Raw genomic sequence first — 23,479 nt, 5'->3', positions numbered from 1 at the left:
CTGGAGGTCCCCATCTGTTCCCCCTGAGCCGGCGGATTCAGGTGCCGGCCAATGGTGTGGCCCCAGCCTTTCCGCACTCCCGCCCAAACCAACAGGAGGTATTCAGGCATGCCATCATCGGCTGTCGTCTTGGCCGCATGGCCGGTGCTGGACATCCAGCCGCCCCGCCAGGAGGCAATGGGGGCGGTGCTGCTGGTCTGCATCTCTACCCTCGTCGGGGCCTTCCTCGCCCGTCGCAGCTCCAAGCGGATGAGCCTGTGGCTGGCCATCGCCTCGGCGATGATCCTAGTCACGGCCTTGGTCGACCTGGCGCCCGACGCCTGGGACGAGGCGGCCGAGGCCGGCGTCCCGCCCTGGGCGCTGGCGCTGTCGGCCGGCTTCGGTTTCCTGGTCATCACCTACTTCACCCGCCGGGGCTGCGCCTGCCCTGAGGACGAGCCGCCCCGCGCCGCCCTGCACGCCCCCGGCCTGCACCGCCGCCTCAAACAGGGCATGGACGCCGCGGTGTTCGGCGGCATGGGCACCGCCGCCGCACTCACCCTGCACCGCGCCATCGAAGGCGCCGCCCTGGCCCTGACCGCGTCCGTCGTGGTCATCATCGCCCTGATCGTCCACTCGGCCAGCGAGGGCCTGGCCCTGGCCGTGCTGCTCGACATCGCCAAACAACGCCTGACCCCCTGGCTGGTCGTGGCCTGCCTCAGCCCGACCGTGGGCGTGGTGACCGCCACCCTCAGCCCTCTCCCCGACCGGCTCGTCCCGATCCTGCTCGCCATGGTCATGGGCGTGCTGTGCCGGACCGCGATCGTCGGAATGAAACTCGCCGCGAGCAAGCAGGAGGGCGGACGGCTGTCCCGCCGGCAGATCGCCATCGCCGCGAGCGCAGCAGCCGGCGCCGGCATCCTGCTCGCCACCGCCCACACCCTCGGCGGCGAGGAAAACCCCCCGAAAGCCGCCGCCGGCGGCGGGGCCCTGCCTGCCGTACTGGACGCGGCGCTGGAGGCGGCACCGCTCGCCCCGGGAGCTGCGGTGGCCGGGTCCCTGCCCCTCAGGCGGCAGGACCGCCGCATCGCACCCGGCCCCTCCTCGAGCCCGCACCCCACCTCGTCCGCACGCGCGCCGGGCGTCGGGCACCGCCCGGACCGGGCAGCGGTCCGGACCTCAGGGACAGGGGCGCCCCCGCTCAGCCGGGCGGAGCTGAGCCAGGCGGTCAGCTCCGGCCGGCTCAGCCTGGCCGAGATCTTCCAGCGCGCCGATCCGGTCACCGAGCACACCCCGATCCGGCGCATCCTGCGCGCTCTGCCAGGCTCCAGCCCGCACACCGTGCACGCCCTCATCACCGCCACCGGCGTCGGTGCCAAAGAGCAGATCGCCGACCTCAGCGACCGGCAACGCCGTTCACTGCTCACGGCTCTCAGCCACCGCGATGCGACCGCCCCCGCAGCCCGCGCCCATCAGCCGGCAGCTGACGGCAGCTGACCCCCCGGCATCGCAGGAGGAGCCGGCGCGGCATTGTCCGGCGCCGGCTCCTCGTCTCGGAGGTGCGGCGTCTGGTTCGGCGTGTGGTTCAGCGGGTGAGGAGGTCTCGGCGGGTTTGCCGCTGGCGCCGTAGCCGCACAGGTCGGGGCAGATCACGGTGTGGTCTGCTGCGAGGTCGGCGGCGACGTGCCGCCACATCAGATGATGTCTCCGGGAAGCCGTGCAGCCGCAGCGGCCGCCTCGCACCCCGCCCCGCCTGCTCGTCACCGAAGGGCCGGGGCACGCGCTACGCGCGGAGGCGGACGCGGTGGAAAAGATCATTCGCTCCGAGACGAGCAGACGGCCCCCCTTGTCCAGGGCACACAGCGCCCCAGGAAAGATCCGTTATCGTACGTCGCGTATCCCGAGAATGTATGCCGCAGTAAGCGCAACGGCACGATCTTCGTCATGTGACAGATCTGCGAGGGCTCGTGACGCTGTGGTTCCCGGGATACCCGCGAGCGCCTGTGTCAGCCGTCGACGTGCAGACGATTCAACGGCGCCGTGGACGAGGCGATCAACGAGCCTGGTAGCGATCTGATCCGCCAACGCGGGACGACCCGCCAGCGCGCTCAGTGCATCGGCTGCATCGACGTCATTCGTCCCCTCGACGACCATATCGATGAGCGTCGGGACCGCGTCGGGCACTCCACGTGCCCCGAGTGCCAGAGCCGCATACCTGCGGACCACGATGTCGGGGTTCGTGAGGGCGTCCTGCAGCAGCGCGGTCGCCTCACCGCTCGGAATCTCGGCGATGGACTGGACGGCACGTTTGCGCACCTCGGCTACTGGTGAGCCGAGGCCCTCCCCCAGCAGCGCCAATCCGTCATCGCCCGATTGCGCCAAAGCCCATCGAAGGGCTCCGGCGACGTTCGGGTCCGTCTCGCTCAGCGCTGCCTCGACCAGCGCTTCAACTGGCACCGGAACCTTTCCGACTGAGAACAAGGCCGCGCGCTGGCGCTTGCCAGCGCTCTTTGACCCCAACGCCTGGAGGAGTGCGATGATCTGGAGGACGTCCTCCCAGCCTGCGGGTTCCGCGGCACCGATCCGACGCAGTCGCGTGAGCAACTCGGTCTCAGCTGCGATGCGTTCTCGCGTCTGGCGGATGAGGTCGTCGACGAGCTCTGAGGGCGTGAAGCCGGGATCATCGAACGCGCGCCTGACTTCACGCAGCGACAGCCCCAATGACCGCAGGCTCTCGATATGGAAGATTCGCCGGATGTCCTCGCTGGAGTACTCTCGATAGCCGGCATCGCTACGACCCGTTGGCCGCACCAGGCCGAGCGAGTCGTAATGCCTGAGCATGCGGGCGCTGACCCCGGACCGCCGTGCCACATCACCAATCAACACTGACCATCACTCCTCCTTGCTGGTGCTGCCGAGGGCCACGACGCGCTTCGCCTCCTCGATCGCGAACCTGAACCCGGCATCCGGGTCGCGCAACAGCCGTTCCGTGGCGATCGCGTGCGCGCGCACCCGTGGATTGAGATCCGTCATCGCAGCGCGCAGCGCTGGCACAATCACCTCACCGAGCGCGATCAGCGCCCGGCTGAGGCTAAGCTGCGTCTCACGTTCGCCGCGCCCGAGCTGTGTCGACAACACTGCGGCCAACTCGGGCTCTTCACCTTCGGGCACGAGCACGACCGCTGCCCGCCAAGCGCTCCGCGCCACCTCATCGTCGGCGTCGGACAGAAGCGCCCGGGTGATCGCCGGCCACGCTTGCCGATCCCCGATCTTGGACAGCGTGTGCAACGCCTGGCTTCGTGCCTGCGCACGCTCCGAGCGGACTTCCTTGAGAAGCTCTGGGACCGTCATTGATGCCGAGTGGCGAGTGAGTGCCCACGTCAGCATGTCGCGCACATAGAATTCGGGCTCGATCGCGCATCGTTCGATGAGCTTGTCGATGAACCGCGGGTCAGGGGTCGTGCCGACCGCTAGCGCTGCCCGCAGCCGCACTGACGAGCTGCTGTCCTCCAGCCCCTGGAAAGCTCGAATCGTATCCGTGTCCTGTTTCGGCATGGCCATCGGGACCACCTCCTGGCAACAGTGAAAACCTTGTCACCGTGTCAAGGTCAAGTGGGGCGTCCTGGGTGAGCGGGATCGCACCAGCTTGGTGCCCAACTGGGCGTGCCGCCAGCTGAAAGGTCCCGGACCGCGGGCCACCGGGAGAGACCGCATGTCCAGGCCGCAGCCGTTCCAGGTGATGGGCCCCGTGTCTCCGATATGCCCGCCGACCTGCCACGATGACTGTGGTAGACCAGTTGAACGGACAAGGATGGCCAATTGCGGTCACATCCGCATGAAGAGCCGTCGGCTGAGGAGAGGCCATGGCCAAGCTGCTGGCGGTCAACGTGGGCATGCCCCGCGACGTTTCCTGGCGCGGCAGGACGGTCCACACCGGTGTGTGGAAGCGGCCTGTGACCGGCCCGCGCATGGTGCGCCGGTTGAACATCGACGGGGACGGCCAGGGGGACCTGGCCGGGCACGGCGGCGAGCAGCGGGCGGTCCTGGTCTACCAGCTCGACTCCTATCGATACTGGCGGAGGCAGCTGAACCGCGACGATCTCGGCTACGGACAGTTCGGGGAGAACTTCACCGTCGACGGGCTGCCGGATGACGAGGTGTGCGTCGGGGACCGATTCCGGATCGGTGAGGCGGTTTTCGAGGTCACTCAGCCGCGTGTCACCTGTTATCGCGTGGGCCTGCGGCTTGGTGAGCCGCGGATGGCCTCTCTGCTCGTGGCCCACCGGCGTCCCGGCTTCTACCTCAGGGTCCTCACCGAAGGTCACGTGGAGGCGGGAGACGACATCGTCAAGATCGCCGATGGGCCGGAGGGCATGACCGTCGCGGAGATCGACGCCCTGCTGTACCTGCCGGGGCACCCCCGCGAGCAGCTCGTCCGGGCGCTCCGCATTCCCGCGCTCAGCCCTGGCTGGCAGACCTCTTTCCGGGCTCTGCTCGACCAGGCCGACGGCGCTTCGGGGCGAGCTCCCGGCAACGCGGGGCTGACGTCGGCCGCCGGTCCGCCCCCGGCCTGGGAGGGGTTCCGGCCGCTGCGGGTGACCCGGATCGACGCCGAGAGCGCGAGCGTGTTCTCGCTGGTTCTGTCCGACGTCGACGGCGCGCCCCTGCCGGCCGCCCTGGCCGGGCAGTTCATCACCGTACGGCTGCGCCCGGCCGGCAGCGCGTCCCCTCTCGTCCGCAGTTATTCGATGTCCGGCCCCCCGGGATCCGCGCGATATCGGATCAGCGTGAAGCACGAACCGCACGGCGCCGCGAGCACTCACCTGCGCATCCGGGTGCGCATCGGCGATGTGCTGGACGTCGCCGCGCCACGAGGCGCCTTCACCCTGAAGGCCGGCGACAACCCGGTCCTGCTGGTGTCCGCCGGGATCGGCGCCACACCCGTCCTCGCCATGCTGCACGAACTGGCCGGCACGCGTTCCCCACGGGAGGTGTGGTGGCTGCACGGGGCACGCGACGGTACGGAGCACCCCTTCGCCCGGGAGACCCGTGACCTGCTGGCGAGGTTGCCGAACGCACGCGAGCACGTCTGCTACAGCCGCCCGGCGCCCGGCGACCGCCAGGGCGTCGACTACCAAACCGCCGGGCGGCTGTCCCTCGACCTGTTCCGCCGGCTCGGTGTTCCCCGCAGGGCCGACATCTACCTGTGCGGCCCGCCGTCCTTCATGGAACACCTTCCGGCCGCCCTCGCCTCCTCCGATCTGGCCCCGGCGGGAGTGCACACCGAGGTCTTCGGGGCCGGACCCGCCATGACGCCCGGGCTGACCGACGCGCCGCGTCGGCCGGCGCATCCGCCCGCGGGCCAGCCCGGCGAGGGACCGACGGTCTCGTTCGCCCGCAGCGGCCTCACGGTCGCCTGGGACCCCGCCTACGGGAGCCTGCTCGAACTCGCGGAGGCGTGCGACGTGCCGACCCGCTGGTCGTGCCGTACGGGCGTCTGTCACAACTGCGAAAGCGGCCTGCTGTCGGGAACCGTCGCGTATTCCCCCGAGCCGATCGACGCGCCGGCGCAGGGCAACGTCTTGATCTGCTGCTCCCGGCCTCAAGACGCCATCGCACTGGACCTTTGACCCTTCGGTGAATGGGCGAAGCGATGAGGGAGAACGAAGCGCAGTGCGAGGTGACCGCTGAGAGGGGGCCGCCGACCGCCGCGCAGGTGCTGTTCTACCCGGTCACCGATGATCTGCCCGCGTCGTCGCTCAACGAGAGCGGCCGGGCCGGGGCCGTACGGCGAGCGGGCGCAGAGCGGCGAGCGCGAGCGCGAGCAGAGCCGTGGGCAACGCGGGCGCGGCGGCAAGCGCGTGGAGGACCAGCCACCCTCCTCCGGCGGCGCCCGCGACCAGGCCCGCGAGCAGGACGACGCGGTCCCAGAGCACCCGCCCACCGGTGACCAGACCCGCCAGCACCCCGGTCAGCGTGCCCGTGAAGAAGGTCGTGGACAGCCCGGGAATGCCGAACGTCCGGACCGCCGCGCTCTGCGCGCCCATCGCGAAGGCGGCGACGACCGCCAGCACGAGACGCTCGTCCCCCGCCGGTCGGCCCCCGGCGGCCGCCCAGGCACCGAGGAACAGTGCGAAGAGCACCAGCTCGCACCCCAGGACGACGGCCACCCGCACCGCCCACCCCGGGTGGCCGCGCGCCGACGGCCCGACGATCCGGCCGCCCGCGAGCACGCCTGCGGCGAAACCGGCGATCGCGCCCGCCGCGCCCGCCGCGAGCGCGGCGTCGGGACGCCCGGCCGACAGTCCCAGCAGCACGAGGTTGCCCGTCATGACGCTGGTGAAGACCCCGCCGAGCCCGATGAAACTGATCGCGTTGGTGGCGCCCGTCGCCACCGTCAGCGCTGTGGCCAGGACCAGCGGCCCCAGATGGGCCCGCCCGGTCCGGGAGGCCGCCCCTGCCGGCATCCCGCCTCCCCGTGAATTCCCCAGACGCATCCGCCGTTCGCTCGCCCGGCCGCTATGAACGCGCCCGCCGCCCGACCGTCCCCTTGCAAGCCGTACCCCACCCGAGCGGGTGCCGATCCGGCGGGTTGCTGATCCCCCGGCGGCGGGCCTTGGCTTACTCGGCCGGTGCCTTGCCGGCAAGGGTGCCCGCGTTGCCCGCGGGCGCCCCCGGCTGGACCGCGCTGCGCGCGAAGACCAGCGTGCTGATCAGGGCAAGAACCGCGATCACCGACGCGCTGACGAACGCCGACGAAGTGCCGCGCGCCAACGCCTGCGCCGCACTGCCGCCCTTGGCCGCGGCCTGGTGGTAAACGGTGACAAGCACCGCGAGGCCGAGGGACCAACTGCTCCACTGCAGTGTCTGGAACACCCCGGCGCCGGCCCCGGAATCCTCACGGCGCACTCCGGACAAAGACGTGACGCTCAGCGCGACGGTGGTGAGCCCGGCCCCGATGCCGAGCAGCACCAGCGGGCCGAGGACACCGGCCAGGTAGCTGCTGCCGCTGGACAGCTGGGTGAGCCACAGCAACGCGGCAGTGACGAACGCGATACCAGCCGCCATCACCGGGCGAGTGCCCCACCGCTTGATCAGCCTGCCGACCAGCCGGACCACGCCCATCAGCACGACGGTCATGGGCAGGAACCCGAAACCCGACGCCAGCGGACCGTAGCCGAAGCCTTCCTGTAAGTACTGGGCAAGGAAGTAGATGACCGCGAAAATGGTGCACGGCACCAGCAGCGTGTTCACGTACGCGGCGGCCCTGCGCCGGTCGGCGAACAGCCGCAGTGGCATGATTGGCTGCCCGGCCCGCGCTTCGATCAGGGTGAAGCCGGCGAGCAGCAGCACCGCGGCGACGAAGACGGCGATGGTGACCGGGTCGCCCCAGCCGGAGGTCGCGGTGCGGTTCACCCCGTAGGCCAGCCCGGCCACGCCGGCGGTCGCGCTGATCGCGCCGGCGAGGTCGAACCGGCCGCGGTGCGTCTCCGTCTCGTGCACGAAGACCGGTGTGAGGGCGAGGATCGCCGCGCCGATGGGCACGTTCACGAAGAACACCCAGCGCCAGGAGCCGGCCGAGGCCAGCACGCCGCCGACGAGCAGGCCGAGCGCGAGGCTGGCGCTGGACACCACGGCGAACACGCTGAGCGCCTTGGTCCGGCGGGGGCCGTCCTCGTAGTTGGCCATGATCAGCGCCAGCACGTTCGGCGAGGCCATCGCGCCGCCAAGGCCCTGCAGCACACGGACCGCGACCAGCCACCACGACTCGGTGGCCAGGCCACCGAGCAGCGACGCGGCGGTGAACAGCAGCACGCCGAAGGCGAACATCCGGCGCCGGCCAAGCAGGTCGCCCGCGCGGCCGCCGAGCAGCAGCAACCCGCCGAACGCGAGGGTGTAGCCGTTGAACACCCATGCCAGGCCCGTCTGCGAGAAGTGCAGTTGTGCCTGGATGCCCGGCAGGGCGATGTTGACGATGGTGGTGTCGATACCGACCATCAGTTGGCAGGCGAGCACCACGGCAAGCACGATCGCCGACCGTCTGCCGCCAGGAGTGATGGTCCGCTCGGTCATGTGAGCCTCTTCTGCAGGCAACGGGCAAGGTGCCCCAGGCGTGGCCACGTCCTGGTCAAGCCGACGCCACCGGCTTGCTACCCGGGTTGCGTCAGGCGTGCACTACGATATGGGCGACCCGCCCACTTTGTAAACGGGCGACCCGCCCACTTCTCGGAGGTCGATGATGGCCGCGGACCGCGCGAGGGGGTTGCGCTCGGACGCCCAACGCAACGCCGAGCGTTTGCTGGAGGTGGCGACGCACGTCTTCGCGGAGCAGGGGCCAGAGGCACCGGTAAGCGAGATCGCGCGAGCCGCGGGCGTGGGCACGGCCACGTTGTACCGCAGGTTCCCCACCAGGCAAGCCCTGCTCGCGGCGGTGTACGCCGGGCACGTCCAGGCGCTGGCCGCCCGCGCCGACGAGCTCGCCGTCTCCTCCGAAGACCCGTTGCGGGCACTGGTCGGCTGGCTGCACGAGTTCGCCGGTCTGCTCACCGAGCACCGCGGGATGAAGGGTCTGATCACCGGCCGCTACGAGGGCGACGCCGAGCTGTTCCGGAGCTGCCGGCGCAGCTTGTCGCTGGCCGTCGATTCGCTGCTGCGGCCCGCGCAGCAGGCCCGCGCCATCCGCCCGGACGTCGACGCCGAGCGCACGTTGACCTTGATCAACGCTGTGGTGCTGGCCGCGGGCCAGGCCGGTAACAACCAGGACGAGACCAACCACCTGATCGACCTGGTGATCTCCGGGTTCCGGTACGACGACCGCAACTGACCCCGCTGTGGACGCCTCAACGCTGTCGCCCGCGAGATGTCTGCTTGACACCGGGCCGGCCCGGCTCTCCTACGGCCAGGCCCGCGCCCTACTCGACGAGCACCCTGCGGTGCGCGGGCCGGGGACGGGGTGACCTGCACGAATACCGCCACTTCTCCCTGACGCACCTCGGCGGGCAGGGCGCGTCGCTGCGGATGCTGACGGCAAAGTCCCGGCACAAGAAGCCGGAGCCGCTACTTCCAGCCCTCCCCGGAGGCCATCGCCGAACTCATCAGCCTGATCGCGCCGGGGAACGCGCGTCGGTGACAGCAGCCAGCGGCTACTGGGCCGTGCTCACCAGGCCAGGCCGCCCGCTGTAGCTCGTCGGTGGCCCCTGCCTGCTCTCACACGGGAGACCACCCGCCTCACCTTGCGCCAGCGCCTACTCGGCCCGGTCATTCAATGGGCCGTTGCGATGAGGCGTCGCAGTGCGGCGTGGGCGGGTGGGCCCCATGTGGGCTTGCCGCCTGGGCGGCTACGGACGCCGGCGTCTCCGATGAGGATGCCGGTGAGGGCGCGTACCACCGCCCATCCGCGGGCGCGGAGCAGGGTCGCGGCGTCCGGGGCCGGCTGGTAGGCGGCATGGAAGCGGTCGGCGGTGTCGTCTGGCAGCAGAATCCAGGCGGCAGCGAGGTCGTAAGCCGGGTCGCCCGCGAAGAGGTCGCCGAAGTCGATCACGCCGCAGATGGTGCCGTCCGCGGTGAGGACGTTGGCCGGATGCAGATCGCCGTGGAGCCACAGGGCTGGGCCCGCCCAGTCGGGCGCGGCGGCGGCGTCTTCCCAGACCGCGCGGACGGCGTCCGGGTCGGGGATGAGCCCCAGTTCGGTGGCCGAGGCGAGCTGCTTGGCGAAACCCTCGGAGTGGTCGGCCAGCGGCCCTCCGCGATCCCGGCCGGTGGGCGCCTCATCGGGGGCAGGTTGGTGAAGTGCCGTCAGGAAGGCGGCCAGGGTGGTGGCCGCCTCCGCGGCGCGTGTGACGGGGGCGCGGTCGGCCGGCTCGCCCGGCACCCAGGTGGTGACGATCCAGGGGCGCGGAAACCGTGCGGAGGGCTCGCCGAGACGCTGCGGGACGGGAACCGGCAGAGGAAGGCGTGGGGCAAGAGCGGGCAGCCAAGTGTGCTCCTTGCGCAGCAACGCGTCCGCAGACTCCCGCCGCCTGGCCATTGATCATGTTGAGCCAGGTCCGGCCGCCGCGGCGGCCGAAGTACTTGGGGTGGGCCGTGCGTACGCCGAAGGCGCAGGGACGACGAAACAGCTTCTCCGACAACCCCGGCCACCTCCGCCACGCCGACCAACCGGGACAGGACGTAGCGGAGGTAATCCACTTCACGGAGGATGATCTCGACTGATCCCAGGTCAGGGCATATCCGTTGGATCTTTCGTCGTTGCTACGAGGACCCCCGCCCAGCACGCGACGGTCATGGCGCTCGTCTGGCCCTCCTGCTCAACGCGGTCTTCTTCCCACTCGCCGTATGAAACGCCCCGTACCGGGCCGCCTGCTCATCCGTCAGGAACTCGACCGCCACAACAGCTCTCCGAAGATCGACAACAACGACCCACGAAGGCTCCAACGCTCAATCACCCCAGGTCAAAGCATCAATATGACCCGACACATCTGGACACATCTGGGCGGTATCTCACTCTTGACGCATCCGACCGAATGGATTGACGCACAGCCGGGTCATCGCCGGACGCCGCCGTGATGTAGTCCGTTCAGGAGGAGGGCGAGCAGGCGGTCGGCTTGAGCTGAGCTGTCCGGGGTGTCCTGGGCGGCCCAGGCGATAGCGCCGACCATCTTCAGCACATCCGCGTCGTCCGCATCGGCGACGATCACGCCTGATTGGCGCGCCCGCGCCAGCAACGCAGCCCCCACCGCGAACATCTCCGCATGCCAGGTCGATACCAGGCCGTTCCCGCGGTCGAGCGCCGAGTTCATCACCGCGGCCGCCAGACCTCGATAGGTCAAGGCATGCATGAGTGCAGCATGCAACCAAGTGGACAACGCGTCGAATTCGTCCCCAGCCGTCAGCAGCGCGCGACCAAGGTCGACCAACTCGGCTATCTGCTCGGCGAGTACCGCCTCTATGAGATCCAGCCGAGTGGGGAAATGCCGATACAGCGTTCCGCTGGCCACCCCTGCCCGCCGAGCGATCTCGTCCAGGGAGGCGTCCACACCGAACTCGGCGAACGCGATTTTCGCCTGCTCGACCAACTGCTCGTAGTTACGTCGGGCGTCTGCCCGCCTCGGCCGCCCGGCGCGCGACCGCGACTCGTGACCTACCAGTGCGATCACCACACCCTTGCGAACCGGGGACACAGTCCGTTACCGTGCCCATCTAACCGGACTGTGCCTCATGTTACTGGCATGACTCACCCAAAGCATGGAGGGCCACCCCAATGGCGCTGTCGGAACAAGACCGGATCGACATCAACGACCTGATCAATCTCCACGGTCACCTCACGGACGCGGGCAAGCTGGACCAAGCGGGTGAGCTGTTCACCTCAGATGCCACCTATGACCTGGACGACTTCGGCCGCGGCTCGTTGCATGGGACCGCGGCAATCCATGAGGCCGCGCTCGCATTGGGCGACGCCAACCCGGTCGGCCATCACGTCACCAACATCGTGATCACTGGGATCGACGATCGCTCGGCGCGGGTCCAATCCAAAGGAATCGGCATCAAGGCCGACGGAACGGCCGGCAGTGTTGTCTACGACGACATCGTCACGCGCCAACCCGACGGCTGGAAGATCAGCTACCGCAAGGTGACTGCCAGGCGAGCGGCACTCGGCCAGCAAGAACTTGGTCCGCGTGAAGTTCTGGAGCGTTTCCGCCAAGCCGCTATCAGCCAGTCCGCCGATGACATGAGCCGCGTGTACGCAGTCGACGCGGTCCATGAATTCCCGTTCACACGCCCAGGCCTGCCGTCCCGGCTTGAAGGCCGGGACGAAATCGTGAACTGGATCGCCGCAGGGTGGAAAGCCCACCCGCTGGAGTATGAGCGTTACCGTACTCTTGCCATCTACGACACCAGCGACCCGGAAACGATCATCGTCGAGCAGGAAGCCCTCGGGACCAGCGCATCCACCGGCGAGTTCGCGCTTCCCAACATCGTTGTCCTCACCGCCCGCAACGGGCAGGTCGCCCATCTGCGCGACTACGTCAACATCCTGGCAGCCACAGCCGCCATGGGACGCGATATGTAAACGCGCCACCGCGCCACATCACCATCGTCGAATCCGGCCACGCCACGGACCTGGCCGGGTAACCTGCTGGACCGGTACGCCGACGCCCGCTGCCCAGGGCGAAAGCGTCTGGATGACCGCTTGGCCCCTGCAAGGCATCCTGTTCGTGCTGCACACCGGCATCGCTTGGGAGCATCTGCCACAGGAACTCGGCCACGGCTCGGGCATAACATGCCGGCAGCGGCAACCCGGACGCGGCGACCGTCCGTTCGGCCCACGACGAGTCCCCCGGCCAGGTGCCGTTGAACTGCCTGTACAGGTCTGGAGCGCGGGCGGCTCTTCCGGTCAATCCGTGGGCCGGCGAGCCAGGTTCGCCTCGCGGGCGACCGCCCAGGCGTCCGCCACCGGACCCAGGTGCCCGAGCTTGTCAGGGTTGATCACCGCGTGGATCGTCTGGATCCGTCCGTCGAGTATGTCGAGCGTCAAGGTGTTGAGGACCTTGTCATCCCGGTCGCGGGAGATCGCGCCCGGCTGGCCGTTCACCTGGTGCGGCTCCACGACACCGCCGATCTGGAGGAACGGCGGGACGATCGCCGCCAGCACCCGGGCCACGTTTTCGGCCCCGAAGACGCCCGTGCCCCATTGCGGGGCCTTGCCGCCGCTGTCGCCGACCATTCGGGGAACCACGGCCCGACGTACTCTTCCCGCCGGAGACGGGCCGACCGCAGAACGTCGATCGAGATCCGGGTAACTACGGCCGAGAGGAAGGCCTTGGTCGATGCGGCTTGTGTCCGGGAGGCCTCCCAGCGCAGCCACGTCTCCTGGACCGCGTCCTCGGCCCCGCTCACGCTGCCGAGGATCCGGTAGGCGATCGCGAACAGCAGCGGCCGCAGCTCCTGGAATTCCTCAGCCCGGGTCACGCCAGCCCTTCCCGGAAGCCCTTGCGCCACGAGGGGTAGCGCAGCTCCCAGCCGAGCTCCCGCTTGGCCTTGGCGTTGGAGAAGCCGCGCCCCTCGGTCATCATCGTCACCACCACTTCCCCGGCCAGTATCCGGGCCAGCCACTTGGGAACCCGCATCGGCCGCTTCGCGCCCGCGCACGCTGCCAGGTGGGGCAGCCACTCGCTGGCCGGGGCCGGTTCGTCGTCGACGATGTTGAACACCCCCCTCGCCTCCTGCTCCACGGCCAGGATGGTGGCGCTCGCCGCGTCGTCGAGATGCACCCACGAGCCGTAGCCGGTGCCGCCCCCGACCAGTGGGAACTGCCGCTTGCGCACGAGCTCCACCTGGTCCTCGGTGGCACCCGGCCCATAGAACCCGCCGTACCGCAGGACCGCACCGCCAGCCCTGACGACCACGTCCTCGACGTGGCGGAGCGCCTCCATCCCCGTGTGCGCAGCCGTCCCCTCGTGCAGGTCCAGCGGGTCCTCCTCGGTCTTCACCCATCCGCCCTCGCGGATTCCGTTCCAGTTGGCGTAGCCCTGCGCGACGAAGTGCGATACGCCGGTCGCCTCGGCCGCAGCCAGCAGGTGATCAGTCCCCTCGGTGCGCAGCCGGATGGTGGGGACGGACCACCGGTCAAAGTGCTTCAGGTCGGGCTTGCCAGCGTGAGCGGGACTAATTCCGGTCATCTGGTGCACGATCACGTCCGGCCGGGCCTTGGCCACCGCTTCACCGACCGACACCGCATCCAGCCCGTCCATCACGACGCCATCCGCGCCCATCTCGGCCACCAGGCCCAGCTTGGCCGTGCTCGTCGTCGTAGCCGTCACCTGGTGGCCGCGCGCCAGGAGCTGCGGCACCAGCCGCCGCCCCAAAACCCCGGTCCCGCCCGCCACGAACACCCGCATGACCATCACCTACCTGATTCCAGAGCCTGTCTCTGAGACCTGAGACGAGACAGCCCGGCCGTCTGTGACATGGAATGACGATTGGTGACGGCCTTCTTTAGGCCCCTGATTGAGGGTGACGATGTCACGGCTTTCTCCCGGTGGCCGCTGCGTTCAGGGCCGATCGGGCGGCGATCACGGCGGGGTGCTCTTTGGTACCCCGCCGGTAGGCCAGACGGGTCCTGCGCCGGGTCGGCAGTGCTGTCAACACGACATTCGCCGGGTGCGTGAGCAGGCCGAGTTCTGGGACGAGTGCGACGCCCTGGCCCGCGGCCACGAGGGCGAGAACGGTGCCGAAGTCGTCGGCGTGGTGACGGACCCGCGGGGTGAACCCGGCCGCCTGGCAGGCGCGGACGGTCATCGTGTGGCAGAGCGTGCCGGGTGTGCCGACGATCCAGGGCGCGTCGCGGCGGGTCTCCAGCGGCCCGCCGCTCAGGGCGGCCAGATAGACGGTCTCCTCCAGCAGCGGCTCGCTGTCCAGGGCCGGATCGGGTTCGGCGGGCACGTAGTCGTAGTCCTGGACCAGTGCGACATCCAGCGTCTCGGCGCGCAGGGCGGCCGGGACGGTCGCCGGGTCCAGTTCGGTCACCATCAACTCCAGCCCTGGATGATCGCGGCTCAGCGCGACGAGCGCAGGGGACAGGATCGTCCGGACGGCCGTTGGAAAGGCCCCGATCCGCAGCGTCCCGGTGAGCTCGGCGCGGGAGGCGGCGAGATCGGCCGTAGCCTGTTCCAGCACCGCGAGGATCTTCTCGGTGTGCTCGACCAGGGTGAGCGCGGCGGGAGTCAGTGCGACGCGGCGGCCGGTCCGCTCGAGCAGGGGCACCCCCGCCTCGCGCTCCAGCGCCGCCAATTGCTGGGATACGGCCGAGGGCGTGTAGGCGAGCGCTTCGGCGACGGCGGCGATCGTCCCCCTGTGGGCCAGTTCGCGGAGCAACCGCAGCTTACGCACATCGAGCATAAGCTCAGGTTACGGTTAACTGAAGAAACGTGAACTGGACCTGAGGTGTCGGTGCCGCCAGGTTGGGGACCATGACGCTCACCGGTCTCTTCGTCCCGCTCATCACACCGTTCACCGCCCGGGGAAATCTCGCCACCGAAGCACTGGAGGGGCTGGCCCACTCGGTACTCGACGACGGCGCGACCGGGATCGTCGCGCTCGGCACGACCGCGGAGACCGCGACCCTGACGCCCGAGGAGCGCCGCCGGGTCCTGGATATCTGCGTCCGCGTCTGCGGGGAACGCGACGCACACCTGATCGCCGGGGCCGGATCCAACTCCACGGCCGGCTCAATCGAGGCACTTGCCACCCTCGGCTCACAGATCACCGCCGCCCTCACCGTCGTCCCCTACTACACCCGCCCGTCCGAGGCGGGAGTGCTCGCCCACTTCCGCCGTCTGGCCGCCATCAGCCCGGTGCCGCTGATCATCTACAACATCCCCTACCGCACCGGCCGGATCCTCGGCCCCGAAACCCTGCGCCAACTCGCCAAACTGCCGAACGTCATCGGCTTCAAGCACGCGGTCGGCGGCATCGACGACACCACGATCGCCCTGATGAGCACGCTCCCGCCCGACGTCGCGGTTCTGGCAGGCGACGACCTCTACGCCGCTGCGATGCTGGCGCTCGGCGCCTCCGGCGCAATCCTCGCTTCCGCCCACCTACAGACCACATCCTTCTCCACCCTCATCGACACCTGGCGCGACGGCCCGATCGACAAGGCACGTCTCCTCGGCCACCGTCTCGCCGTCCTCTCCTCGGCCCTGTTCGCCGAGCCCAACCCCGTTGTCATCAAGGCGGTCCTCGCAGCCCAGGGCCGCATCCCCAGCCCCGCCGTACGCCTGCCCCTGCTCCCCGGGAGCAACACCGCGACCTCGGCAGCGCTCCACGCTCTCGAATCCCTCTCCTGATGTCCGAGCGAGGGAGGCGTCGTAGCACCCCCTCATCTCCGGGCAACTCCGCAGCAACTCACCAAAGGGACCCTGCCCGGCGACCCGGCCACGGTCGAGGACGACGACCTGATCGGCCCGCTCCAGCACGGCCCGCCGGTGCGACACCACCAGCAGCGTCCCGGGGCCGGTGCCGTCGCGGGCCGCGTCCGCGATCCGGCTCCACAACAGCGTTTCGGTCTCCACGTCCAGCGCGGACGACAGATCGTCGACCACGAGCAGGTCCGGCGCGCGGACCAGCGCCCGGGCGGCCGTCGCCCGCTGAACCTGCCCACCGGACAGCCGTACGCCACGAGGCCCCACGACCGTCTCCAGGCCCTCCGGCATGCCCGCCAGGTCCTCATCCAACGCCGCCAGTTTCAGCGCGCGGTCAAGATGGTCGGCAGGCCAGCCGAGCAGCAGATTCTCCCGCAGCGACGCCGACAGCAGCCGTGGAACCTGGCTCGCGTACGCCACGCGGTCCGGCACCAGGAACGTTCCCGGGTCGTCGACGAGCGCGCCGTTCCAGCTAATCGTCCCGGCGTCCACCGGCACCAGACCGAGCAGGGCGCGAAGCAGAGTCGTCTTGCCCGAGCCGACAGCGCCGGTGACCACCGTGAACGACCCCCGCCTCATCCGCAGATCGACCCCGTGCAGGCCGCGGCCGCTCCCACCGAAGCGCACGGTCAGCCCGCGCGCCTCGAGCACCTCCAGCGCGTCGCCGCGGTCCGGTGGCGACGCGCTCACCGGAGACGGTTCCCGATGGAACCAGACGCCGGTGTTCCGCGACAGGTCGCGGGCGTCCTCGTGTGAGGCCATCAGCCGGCCGAGCCGTTCCGTGGCGACCGCGGCCTGCGGCAGGCGATAGAGGATGCCCCCGATGGTGCGCGGCAGCGCCGTCAGCCAACTGACATAGCTGGTGAACAGCGCGAGATCACCCACCGTGAAGCCGCCCCTGCGCATCCCCGACGCCGCGAGCAGCAGGACGAGCCCGACGCTGATCTCGACGGTCGCGCCCGTCGCCGCGTCCAGCAGGTCCGTCGCCAGCCGGTCCTTCACGGCCGCGTCACGCCGTCTCCGGTTGTGCGCACGCAGGCGCTCCAACGCCGCCTCTTCCGCGCCGGCGGTCTTGATCGCCAGCACGCCGCCGAACACCTCGCCGATGTACGCGGTGACGGCCGCGCCGAGCACCCGGGCACGCACGTGCAGCCGCCGGATCACCTCCCTCATCGACCGGCTGAGCACGCCGATCGCGATCATGGGGACCACCAGCACCAGCGTGATCACGGGGTCGATCGACGCCATGATGACCAAGGCGGCCACGCCGAAGAGCGTTGCGCCGGCCAGACCGACCGACTCATCGGTGAGCTCCACCACGTCACTCACGTCATCACGGAACCTCGCGACCGACTCGCCCGGCGAGTGCGGCAGCCGGGTCGCGGCGGGCCCCCGCGCCGTCAGGATCGACCGCAGCACGTTGGCGCGAAGGAGCGTCGCCGCGGCGTCCCACCAGTAGACGCCATACGACCACGCGACGACGAGCACCACACCGCGGACCACCTCCACGCCCACAAACGCCGCGCACAGCCACAACGCCTGCTCCAGACCGGCCACGCGATGCCCGCTGATCACATCGAACAGCCGCTGCAGCAGCAGCCCCCCACCGAGCGGGATGACACTGACCGGCATCCACAACAGAGCCCCGATCAGATAACGGCGCAGGTCGAACCGGGCAAGACGGATGCCGACCAGCAACACGGGCCTCATCTGGGCACCCCCGCCATCTCCAGCATGCGAGAGAACCGGCTGCCCGGATCCGCCACCAACTCCTCGCGACAGCCGTACTCGACGACCCTGCCGTCAGCGATCACCGCGATCTTGTCCACCCGTGACAGGGACGAGAGCCGATGCGAAATGATCACACCGGTCCGGCCGGTGAGCAGCCGGTCCACGCAACGCTCGATACTCCGCTCGGTGGCCGGATCGAGCCGGCTGGCCGCCTCGTCCAGCACGACCAGCCCCGGGTCGGCCAGCAACGCCCGCGCGAACGCGAGCAACTGCGCCTCACCGGCCGAGACGCCACTCGCCGCGCCGCCGCTTTCCGTGACATCCGTGACACCGCCCAACTCGGTGTCGAGCCCATCGGGCAGACCCGCCAGCCAGTCGCCCAGACCGACCTCCGCGAGGATGGCGCACAACCGGCGATCATCGGCCAGCGGCCGGAAAAGCGTGAGATTGTCCCGGACACTCGCCGCGAACAGCTGCACATCCTGGGTGACCACGCACATCCGCCGCCGCGCCGACCCGGGATCGACGTCACGCAGGTCCAGCCCGCCCACCCGGACGACGCCCTCCGCCGGGTCGTACAGGCGCAGCACCATCCGCGCGATCGTCGTCTTCCCGCTGCCCGTACGGCCCACCAGCCCGAGCGTCTCACCCGGCGCCAACGTGAACCTGACGTCTGACAGCACCCGCTCACCGTCGCCGGGATACGCGAAACCCACCCCGTCGAGCTCCAGACCGAGCGGCCCCGTCGCCGGCAGCTCACGCGCGACGGCCGGCTCGGGCAACGTGCACCGCTCCGCCAGCAGCCCACCGATACGGACGATGCCCGCCAGCGCCGTCTGATACCGCCTCAGCTGATCGATCAGCCGCTCGAACGGCGTGCGCACCATCAGCGTGTACTGGAACAGCAGCACGGCCGTGCCGACCGACAGCGTTCCCGACTGCCGGGACCACGCGGCGAGCCCCAGCACGATGGCCGTCCCGGCCGCGAACGCCACGCTCGTCCCCGCCAGAAGGCCGCTCCCGATTCGCGCGGCCCGGAACTCGGCGTGATACCACGCGGACCCAGCCTCATAGAAGCGGTACACCGCGTGCTCCCCCGCCCCGTTGGCGCGGAGGTCCTCCGCGCCGGCCAACCGCTCCTCCAGGTTGCCGAAAAGCGCCGCGCTCGCCGCCCGCGAATGAGCCGCGGACGGTACGGCAAGCCGCTGCGCGCGGGCCACGCCCCAGCCGATCAGCAGGCAGTAGACCAGCAGGACGCCGCCGAGCCGCGGGTCGACGGCGAACACGACGACGAGCACACCGGCGACAAGCAGGAAGCTCGCCACCACGTCCAGCAGGAACGCCACGACGAACTCCGCCACGGCCACGACATCGCCGTCCACCCGCTCGATCATCTCCCCCGGCGTACGCCTGCCGTGGTAGGCCATGTCCAGGCCCAGCGCGTGCTCCGCCAGCCTCTCCCGCAGCCGGTTCGTCCCGTCCCACGCGAGCCGGCTCGCGAGCCACGCCGTCACCATCCGGGCGCCCTGCCCGGCCACCGCCACCGCGAGATAGCCGAGCGCGATCACCACGAGATGGCGGGTCGCCGCTCCGCCGATCGCGCCGTCGACGAAACGGCGGGTCAGCTGGGGCGCCAGCAGCGGAAGCACCGTCGCGGCGACGATGGCGGCCGCGAGAGCGACCGCGGACCGGCGTCCAGGCCGGAGGTGACGCAGCAGGGAGCCCCAGGTCTCCCCTGGCTCACCGGGCTCCGTCATCGACGCTGCCGATCTCGTCGATGACACCGGCGGCGAAGATCAGCCGCTCGGTCAGGCTGGTCTTACCGGCGTCTACATGCGCCGAAATCCCCAAGGTCAACGTTCGCACGAAGCGTCATGCCCTTCAGATAGACGGAAGCTCTCTTCTGGGTGGCCATGAACGCTTCGCGCATTTCCCCGTCTCCTAGATCGACCGGCTGTTTCCGCAGTACAACAGACGGTCGTCCCGGAGGACAACCGATTTATCGCCCGCTCAGCCCCAGGTCGCCCCCGCCGGCTCCTTGATGGTGGCGTTGAGGCGGTTGAAGAAGTTCGTCGTGGCGACCCAGAGGATCAGAGCCGAGAGCCCCTCCTCGTCGTAATGGTCGGCGACCTCGTCCCAGAGCTCGTCCGGCACCGCGTCACCCTGCCGGTCGCTGAGCCGGGTGACGGCCTCGGCGAGCGCCAGCGCCGCCCGTTCGGCGTCGCTGAAGTAGGGCGCCTCCCGCCAGGCCGCCACCGACCACAGCCGCTCATCCGTCTCACCCGCCTTCTTGGCGTTGCGCGCACCCGAGTCGACGCAGGCGCTGCAGCCGTTGATCTGGCTCACCCTCATGTGGACGAGCTCCAGCGTTTGCTGCGGCACACCGCCCTTGTTCACCGCCTTGTAGAGGTTCTGGATGCCCTTCATCGCGTCGGGCAGCACCATCGCGGGGTTCTTCATCCGTGCCTTCATGATCTTGCTCTCCTTCGGGAGTTCTTCAGGTGCCGGTGCGCGTCACACCGGCGCGGTTTCGCTCGTCACTCCTCTGACGGAACGCGACGGAAGAATGTGACCGATGAACGAGAAAGAAATCCTGGCCGAGCGGTTCCAGGGGCACCGGACCCATCTGCGAGCGGTGGCCTACCGGATGCTCGGCTCTCTGACCGAGGCCGACGACGCCGTCCAGGAGGCCTGGCTACGGCTCAACCGCTCCGACACGAGCGACGTGGGCAACCTCGCCGGATGGCTCACCACGGTCGTCGGGCGGGTATGCCTCGACATGCTCCGCTCGCGCACCTCACGGCGCGAGGACCCCCTGGACGCGCACCTGCCCGACCCGATCCTGAGCCCCCTCCACGGGACGGATCCCGAACATGAGGCCCTGGTGGCCGACTCGGTCGGTCTCGCGCTGCTCGTGGTGCTGGAAACGCTGACTCCCGCGGAACGCCTCGCATTCGTGCTGCACGACATGTTCGCCCTGCCCTTCGAGGAGGTCGCACCCATCGTCGGCCGCTCTCCGGCCGCGACCAGGCAACTGGCGAGCCGGGCACGCCGCAGAGTTCAGGGAGCGGCCCCGGTGCCCGACACCGATCTGGCCCGCCAGCGGGAAGTCGTCGACGCCTTCCTCACGGCCGCCCGCGGAGGGGACTTCGATGGGCTGGTAGCCGTACTCGACCCCGACATCGTCCTCCGGGTCGACGACGGCGCCGTGCCCGCGGCCGGCAGCCTGCGGGAGGTTCGCGGTGCGGCCGCCGTGGCCGGGCAGGCGCTCAGCTTCCAGCGAATGGCGCCCTTCGCCCGACCGGCGCTCGTCAACGGTGCCCTCGGATTGATCACGGCGCTCGAGGGGCGGCTGGTGGCGGTCATGGGCCTCACCATCGCCGATGGGAAGATCGTCGCCATGGACATCCTCGCCGACGCCGACCGCCTCACCCGGCTCGACCTGGCCGTCCTCGACGACTGACCGGCCTGCCCATACCGCGCCGGGGACGGTACCCGAGCACGGGCCGCTCACGTACGCCTCCGGGCCGGTGCCTCCGCGGATGGCTTTGAGGGGTTGGATAGTGATTTGTCCTTCACCGTGCGCCTTTACAACGTAGATTTCTATTAGGATCGCGGGTGATGAACGCCCCTGCCATACCTGAGCGGCTTCCCGACGAGCAGGCCGCGCCCGACCCCTACTTCGTGTACCTCGACGCTCTGCAGAGCCCCGAGTCCAAGCGCACGATGCGCGGCTGCCTCGACCGCATCGCCCGGCTCATCACCGGTGACCCCGAAGCCACGGGGGCCGGCCAGCCGTGGGGGCTGCTCCGCTACGAGCACACGGTGCGGCTGCGGACGCTGATGCGCGAGCAGGGGTGGTCCGCGGCGCACGTCAACAAGCATCTGGTGGCCCTGCGCCGGGTCCTGCAGGAGGCCTGGCGGCTCGGGCTCATGACCGGCGAGGAGTTCCAGCGGGCCGCCGACCTGCCGTCGTACAAGCACACGCGGGTCCCCGTGGGGCAGCACGTCCCGCCGGAGGTCCTCGAGGCCGCGCTGGAACAATGCGAGGACGACCACTCCCCCGCCGGCAGGCGCGACGGCGCGATGCTCGCGGTCCTCTACTCCACCGGATGCCGCAGAGCCGAACTGGCCGCGCTGAAACTGAGCGACTTCGACCGGCCCGCCAGATCTCTCCGGGTCCGGGGCAAGGGCGACAAGGAGCGCCTGGTCTACCTCACCGCCGAGGCGGTGGAGCGCGTGGAGCTCTGGCTGTCCGAGCGCGGGCGCGAGGCCGGGCCGCTGTTCTGCCCGATCAACAAGGCCGGGAGGCTCCGGTTGTCCCACATGACCGGCCAGGCGATCGCGGACATCGTCTCCCGCCGCCTCACGCAGGCGGGAGCGGCGAAGAGGACGCCGCACGACTTCCGCCGCACCTTCATCGGCGAACTACTCGACGCGGGCGTGGATCTCGCGACGACGCAGGCCCTGGTCGGCCACGCCTCCCCCGCGACGACCGCCCGCTATGACCGGCGTCCCGAACGCCGCCGCCGCGAGGCGGTCGACCGCCTCAAGATGCCCGGGACCGCTCGGCCGCGCTGATCCGGTAGAGGACATGGCGGCGCAGCGGGCTGCCTTCCGGCAGCACCGGGTGCTCGAAATCGCCCTCCGCGTCACGCGTCATGCCGATGCGGCGCATCACCGCCTGCGAGCGGAGGTTGCCCGTGGCCGTGAAAGACACGATCTCCGACAGACCGAGCCTCCCGAACCCGTCGTCCTGTACGGCTCTCGCGGCCTCGCTCGCATAGCCGTACCCCCAGGCGGACCGGGCGAGCCGCCAGCCGATCTCCACGGCGGGCGTGAAGTGCGCGGTGAACCGGGGGATCGACAGGCCTGTGAACCCGATGAACGTCCCGGCCGTCTCGACCGCCCACAGCCCGAATCCGCGCTCGTCGAACCTTGCCTCCGCCTGCTCGATGAAGGCGTCGCTTTCGGCCCGCGAGAGCAGGGCCGGGAAGTGCTCCATCACCGCGGGGTCGGCGTTCAGCGCCGCGAACGGCTCCCTGTCGCTGCTCCGCCACCGTCTCAGCAGGAGCCGCTCCGTCCTGATGACCATCGTCCGCCTCTCTCTCATGCCGCATCGCTCACACAGCGGCAGCTCCCTCGGCGAGGGCGAGCCGCGAACTCCGGAGGCCCGGACGACCTCAATGACCCGGACGAGGGGTGAACCGATGACGACGGGGCTGCGCATGCGGTACGGCACCACCGACGTCCTGCGCGATCTGACGTGGCCTCAGTAGGCGTATATCGACTTCGCTTTGATCTGGTAGTTCGCACCCCACGTGGTGCACAAGGTGGTCACACCGGAATAGTGATGGACGGTGCCGCGCGCCTTGATCCGCCACCCCGGGTACGCGATGAAGCCTCCGCCCGACTTGTACAGGCCGCCGTTGCCGCCGACACGGTAACCGACCAGGTAGTAGTGGTAACCGCGGGGTGACCGCAGATATGGGCAGCCGTCCCTGCGCTGGTAGGTGCCGTAGAACGTCCCCGCACGGGACGCCTGCGTCTCCGGAACCGCAGCGGCCGTCACGGTGGTGCTCACCAGCAGGGTCAGCGCGCCGACGGCAAGGGCAGTAATCCTTCTCGTCACGAATCGCTCCTCATCCAATGAGATGACGCGAGGCCGCGCCAAGTCTGACACGCCCCAGTTGACATCCGGAAGGGATCAGCGAAGCGGCCCGCATGTATCGCCTCTGGAAGGCCCCTGGCGGATCACCAGGTCACCGCGCCCGGCGATGTAGGGCCTTCCCGGCCGCCACCGCGCCCACTGCCGACGCTGGAACAGGACCCCACAATGACGAACG

The 23,479-nt window shown here is 69.9% G+C and carries 20 protein-coding genes and 5 pseudogenes; 8 read left to right on the top strand and 17 right to left on the bottom strand.

Translation table 11 applies throughout. The annotated features are described in order from the left end of the window. The first annotated feature begins 108 nt into the window (after positions 1–108). Entirely contained in the window at positions 109–1,476 is a 1,368-nt protein-coding gene (locus tag N5079_RS09220; protein WP_261583173.1) for a ZIP family metal transporter, read from the top strand. Between the two features lie 102 nt (positions 1,477–1,578). Here the strand turns inward: N5079_RS09220 and N5079_RS09215 are convergent. From N5079_RS09215 to N5079_RS09205, 3 genes and pseudogenes are all read right to left on the bottom strand, one after another. Beyond that, a pseudogene (locus N5079_RS09215) lies at positions 1,579–1,705 on the bottom strand (alpha/beta fold hydrolase); the annotation flags it as partial. Positions 1,706–1,860: 155 nt separating this feature from the next. Then, positions 1,861–2,865 (bottom strand): HEAT repeat domain-containing protein, encoded by a 1,005-nt coding sequence (locus tag N5079_RS09210; RefSeq protein WP_261583172.1) that lies wholly within the window; start codon positions 2,863–2,865, stop codon positions 1,861–1,863. Positions 2,866–2,871: 6 nt separating this feature from the next. Further along, complete coding sequence (locus N5079_RS09205) at positions 2,872–3,540, bottom strand: HEAT repeat domain-containing protein (protein ID WP_410007759.1); 669 nt, start codon at positions 3,538–3,540, stop codon at positions 2,872–2,874. Between the two features lie 302 nt (positions 3,541–3,842). On the opposite strand from N5079_RS09205, the gene N5079_RS09200 reads away from it, so the two are divergent. Next, positions 3,843–5,609 (top strand): MOSC and FAD-binding oxidoreductase domain-containing protein, encoded by a 1,767-nt coding sequence (locus N5079_RS09200; protein WP_261583171.1) that lies wholly within the window; start codon positions 3,843–3,845, stop codon positions 5,607–5,609. A 129-nt stretch (positions 5,610–5,738) separates the two neighbouring features. Here the strand turns inward: N5079_RS09200 and N5079_RS09195 are convergent, their stop codons facing one another. Then, positions 5,739–6,446, bottom strand: coding sequence for a DUF1275 family protein (locus N5079_RS09195; RefSeq protein ID WP_261583170.1), 708 nt, complete (start codon positions 6,444–6,446; stop codon positions 5,739–5,741). A 154-nt stretch (positions 6,447–6,600) separates the two neighbouring features. Then, positions 6,601–8,052 carry an MFS transporter gene (locus N5079_RS09190; RefSeq protein ID WP_261583169.1) on the bottom strand — a complete coding sequence of 484 codons (1,452 nt, stop codon included), beginning with the start codon at positions 8,050–8,052 and terminating at the stop codon, positions 6,601–6,603. Between the two features lie 166 nt (positions 8,053–8,218). On the opposite strand from N5079_RS09190, the gene N5079_RS09185 reads away from it, so the two are divergent. Next, positions 8,219–8,803 carry a TetR/AcrR family transcriptional regulator gene (locus N5079_RS09185; RefSeq protein WP_261583168.1) on the top strand — a complete coding sequence of 195 codons (585 nt, stop codon included), beginning with the start codon at positions 8,219–8,221 and terminating at the stop codon, positions 8,801–8,803. A 438-nt stretch (positions 8,804–9,241) separates the two neighbouring features. Here N5079_RS09185 and N5079_RS09180 read toward each other — a convergent pair whose 3' ends face one another. Next, the gene (locus N5079_RS09180; RefSeq protein WP_261583167.1) at positions 9,242–10,006 is read right to left on the bottom strand and encodes a phosphotransferase; all 765 of its coding nucleotides are present in this window, start codon (positions 10,004–10,006) and stop codon (positions 9,242–9,244) included. Between the two features lie 517 nt (positions 10,007–10,523). Next, a complete protein-coding gene (locus N5079_RS09175; RefSeq protein WP_261583166.1) occupies positions 10,524–11,135 on the bottom strand; it encodes a TetR/AcrR family transcriptional regulator in 612 nt (203 codons plus the stop codon). A 104-nt stretch (positions 11,136–11,239) separates the two neighbouring features. Between N5079_RS09175 and N5079_RS09170 the strand changes: the two genes are divergently transcribed. Then, entirely contained in the window at positions 11,240–12,049 is an 810-nt protein-coding gene (locus tag N5079_RS09170) for a nuclear transport factor 2 family protein (protein ID WP_261583165.1), read from the top strand. Between the two features lie 96 nt (positions 12,050–12,145). After that, positions 12,146–12,272 (top strand): annotated as a pseudogene (locus N5079_RS09165) (transposase); the annotation flags it as partial. 101 nt (positions 12,273–12,373) lie between these two features. Here N5079_RS09165 and N5079_RS35325 read toward each other — a convergent pair. The 4 genes and pseudogenes from N5079_RS35325 to N5079_RS09150 all read right to left on the bottom strand — a co-directional run bounded on the left by N5079_RS35325 (position 12,374) and on the right by N5079_RS09150 (position 14,877). Then, a complete protein-coding gene (locus N5079_RS35325) occupies positions 12,374–12,703 on the bottom strand; it encodes a hypothetical protein (RefSeq protein WP_315967807.1) in 330 nt (109 codons plus the stop codon). A gap of 98 nt (positions 12,704–12,801) precedes the next feature. Further along, positions 12,802–12,876 (bottom strand): annotated as a pseudogene (locus N5079_RS35320) (hypothetical protein); the annotation flags it as partial. Between the two features lie 68 nt (positions 12,877–12,944). Continuing rightward, positions 12,945–13,877 carry an NAD-dependent epimerase/dehydratase family protein gene (locus N5079_RS09155; RefSeq protein ID WP_261583164.1) on the bottom strand — a complete coding sequence of 311 codons (933 nt, stop codon included), beginning with the start codon at positions 13,875–13,877 and terminating at the stop codon, positions 12,945–12,947. A gap of 124 nt (positions 13,878–14,001) precedes the next feature. Next, the gene (locus N5079_RS09150; protein WP_261583163.1) at positions 14,002–14,877 is read right to left on the bottom strand and encodes a LysR family transcriptional regulator; all 876 of its coding nucleotides are present in this window, start codon (positions 14,875–14,877) and stop codon (positions 14,002–14,004) included. A gap of 71 nt (positions 14,878–14,948) precedes the next feature. Here N5079_RS09150 and dapA point away from each other — a divergent pair, with 71 nt between their 5' ends. Next, the gene (gene dapA, locus N5079_RS09145) at positions 14,949–15,827 is read left to right on the top strand and encodes a 4-hydroxy-tetrahydrodipicolinate synthase (protein ID WP_261583162.1); all 879 of its coding nucleotides are present in this window, start codon (positions 14,949–14,951) and stop codon (positions 15,825–15,827) included. Positions 15,828–16,082: 255 nt separating this feature from the next. Here dapA and N5079_RS09140 read toward each other — a convergent pair. The 4 genes and pseudogenes from N5079_RS09140 to N5079_RS09125 all read right to left on the bottom strand — a co-directional run. After that, positions 16,083–17,534: pseudogene (locus N5079_RS09140) on the bottom strand (ABC transporter transmembrane domain-containing protein); the annotation flags it as partial. Positions 17,535–17,608: 74 nt separating this feature from the next. Then, positions 17,609–19,390, bottom strand: a complete 1,782-nt coding sequence (locus N5079_RS09135; RefSeq protein WP_261583161.1) for an ABC transporter ATP-binding protein — start codon at positions 19,388–19,390, stop codon at positions 17,609–17,611. Continuing rightward, positions 19,383–19,499, bottom strand: a pseudogene (locus N5079_RS09130) (GTP-binding protein); the annotation flags it as partial. The gene N5079_RS09135 and the pseudogene N5079_RS09130, both read right to left, overlap by 8 nt. A 144-nt stretch (positions 19,500–19,643) precedes the next feature. After that, positions 19,644–20,105, bottom strand: coding sequence for a carboxymuconolactone decarboxylase family protein (locus N5079_RS09125; protein ID WP_261583160.1), 462 nt, complete (start codon positions 20,103–20,105; stop codon positions 19,644–19,646). Between the two features lie 103 nt (positions 20,106–20,208). Here N5079_RS09125 and N5079_RS09120 point away from each other — a divergent pair, with 103 nt between their 5' ends. Next, positions 20,209–21,096, top strand: a complete 888-nt coding sequence (locus N5079_RS09120) for a sigma-70 family RNA polymerase sigma factor (protein WP_261583159.1) — start codon at positions 20,209–20,211, stop codon at positions 21,094–21,096. A gap of 158 nt (positions 21,097–21,254) precedes the next feature. Beyond that, on the top strand, positions 21,255–22,214 hold the full coding sequence (locus tag N5079_RS09115; protein WP_261583158.1) for a tyrosine-type recombinase/integrase: 960 nt from the start codon (positions 21,255–21,257) through the stop codon (positions 22,212–22,214). Here the strand turns inward: N5079_RS09115 and N5079_RS09110 are convergent. Together N5079_RS09110 and N5079_RS09105 are read right to left on the bottom strand one after the other, a co-directional pair. After that, entirely contained in the window at positions 22,183–22,863 is a 681-nt protein-coding gene (locus N5079_RS09110; RefSeq protein ID WP_261583157.1) for a GNAT family N-acetyltransferase, read from the bottom strand. The two genes, N5079_RS09115 and N5079_RS09110, sit on opposite strands and share 32 nt — an antisense overlap. Positions 22,864–22,905: 42 nt before the next feature. Next, positions 22,906–23,265 (bottom strand): hypothetical protein, encoded by a 360-nt coding sequence (locus N5079_RS09105; protein WP_261583156.1) that lies wholly within the window; start codon positions 23,263–23,265, stop codon positions 22,906–22,908. Between the last annotated feature and the right edge of the window lie 214 nt (positions 23,266–23,479).

Source organism: Planotetraspora sp. A-T 1434 (genome assembly GCF_025420585.1).
In the GTDB taxonomy this organism is placed as follows: domain Bacteria; phylum Actinomycetota; class Actinomycetes; order Streptosporangiales; family Streptosporangiaceae; genus JAOEGB01.
Note: the sequence above shows the minus strand (reverse complement) of the source record. Positions and strands in the feature narration are given on the sequence as shown.

Excerpts from the sequence above, each read along its gene's own strand:
- N5079_RS09185 (WP_261583168.1), top strand. The coding sequence starts at position 8,219 with ATGGCCGCGGACCGCGCGAGGGGGTTGCGCTCGGACGCCCAACGCAAC.
- N5079_RS09135 (WP_261583161.1), bottom strand. The coding sequence starts at position 19,390 with ATGACGGAGCCCGGTGAGCCAGGGGAGACCTGGGGCTCCCTGCTGCGT.
- N5079_RS09125 (WP_261583160.1), bottom strand. The coding sequence starts at position 20,105 with ATGAAGGCACGGATGAAGAACCCCGCGATGGTGCTGCCCGACGCGATG.
- N5079_RS09120 (WP_261583159.1), top strand. The coding sequence starts at position 20,209 with ATGAACGAGAAAGAAATCCTGGCCGAGCGGTTCCAGGGGCACCGGACC.
- N5079_RS09190 (WP_261583169.1), bottom strand. The coding sequence starts at position 8,052 with ATGACCGAGCGGACCATCACTCCTGGCGGCAGACGGTCGGCGATCGTG.
- N5079_RS09205 (WP_410007759.1), bottom strand. The coding sequence starts at position 3,540 with ATGGCCATGCCGAAACAGGACACGGATACGATTCGAGCTTTCCAGGGG.
- N5079_RS09115 (WP_261583158.1), top strand. The coding sequence starts at position 21,255 with ATGAACGCCCCTGCCATACCTGAGCGGCTTCCCGACGAGCAGGCCGCG.
- N5079_RS09220 (WP_261583173.1), top strand. The coding sequence starts at position 109 with ATGCCATCATCGGCTGTCGTCTTGGCCGCATGGCCGGTGCTGGACATC.
- N5079_RS35325 (WP_315967807.1), bottom strand. The coding sequence starts at position 12,703 with ATGGTCGGCGACAGCGGCGGCAAGGCCCCGCAATGGGGCACGGGCGTC.
- N5079_RS09200 (WP_261583171.1), top strand. The coding sequence starts at position 3,843 with ATGGCCAAGCTGCTGGCGGTCAACGTGGGCATGCCCCGCGACGTTTCC.
- N5079_RS09195 (WP_261583170.1), bottom strand. The coding sequence starts at position 6,446 with ATGCCGGCAGGGGCGGCCTCCCGGACCGGGCGGGCCCATCTGGGGCCG.
- N5079_RS09150 (WP_261583163.1), bottom strand. The coding sequence starts at position 14,877 with ATGCTCGATGTGCGTAAGCTGCGGTTGCTCCGCGAACTGGCCCACAGG.
- N5079_RS09155 (WP_261583164.1), bottom strand. The coding sequence starts at position 13,877 with ATGCGGGTGTTCGTGGCGGGCGGGACCGGGGTTTTGGGGCGGCGGCTG.
- N5079_RS09110 (WP_261583157.1), bottom strand. The coding sequence starts at position 22,863 with ATGCGCAGCCCCGTCGTCATCGGTTCACCCCTCGTCCGGGTCATTGAG.
- N5079_RS09170 (WP_261583165.1), top strand. The coding sequence starts at position 11,240 with ATGGCGCTGTCGGAACAAGACCGGATCGACATCAACGACCTGATCAAT.
- N5079_RS09180 (WP_261583167.1), bottom strand. The coding sequence starts at position 10,006 with ATGGCCAGGCGGCGGGAGTCTGCGGACGCGTTGCTGCGCAAGGAGCAC.
- dapA (WP_261583162.1), top strand. The coding sequence starts at position 14,949 with ATGACGCTCACCGGTCTCTTCGTCCCGCTCATCACACCGTTCACCGCC.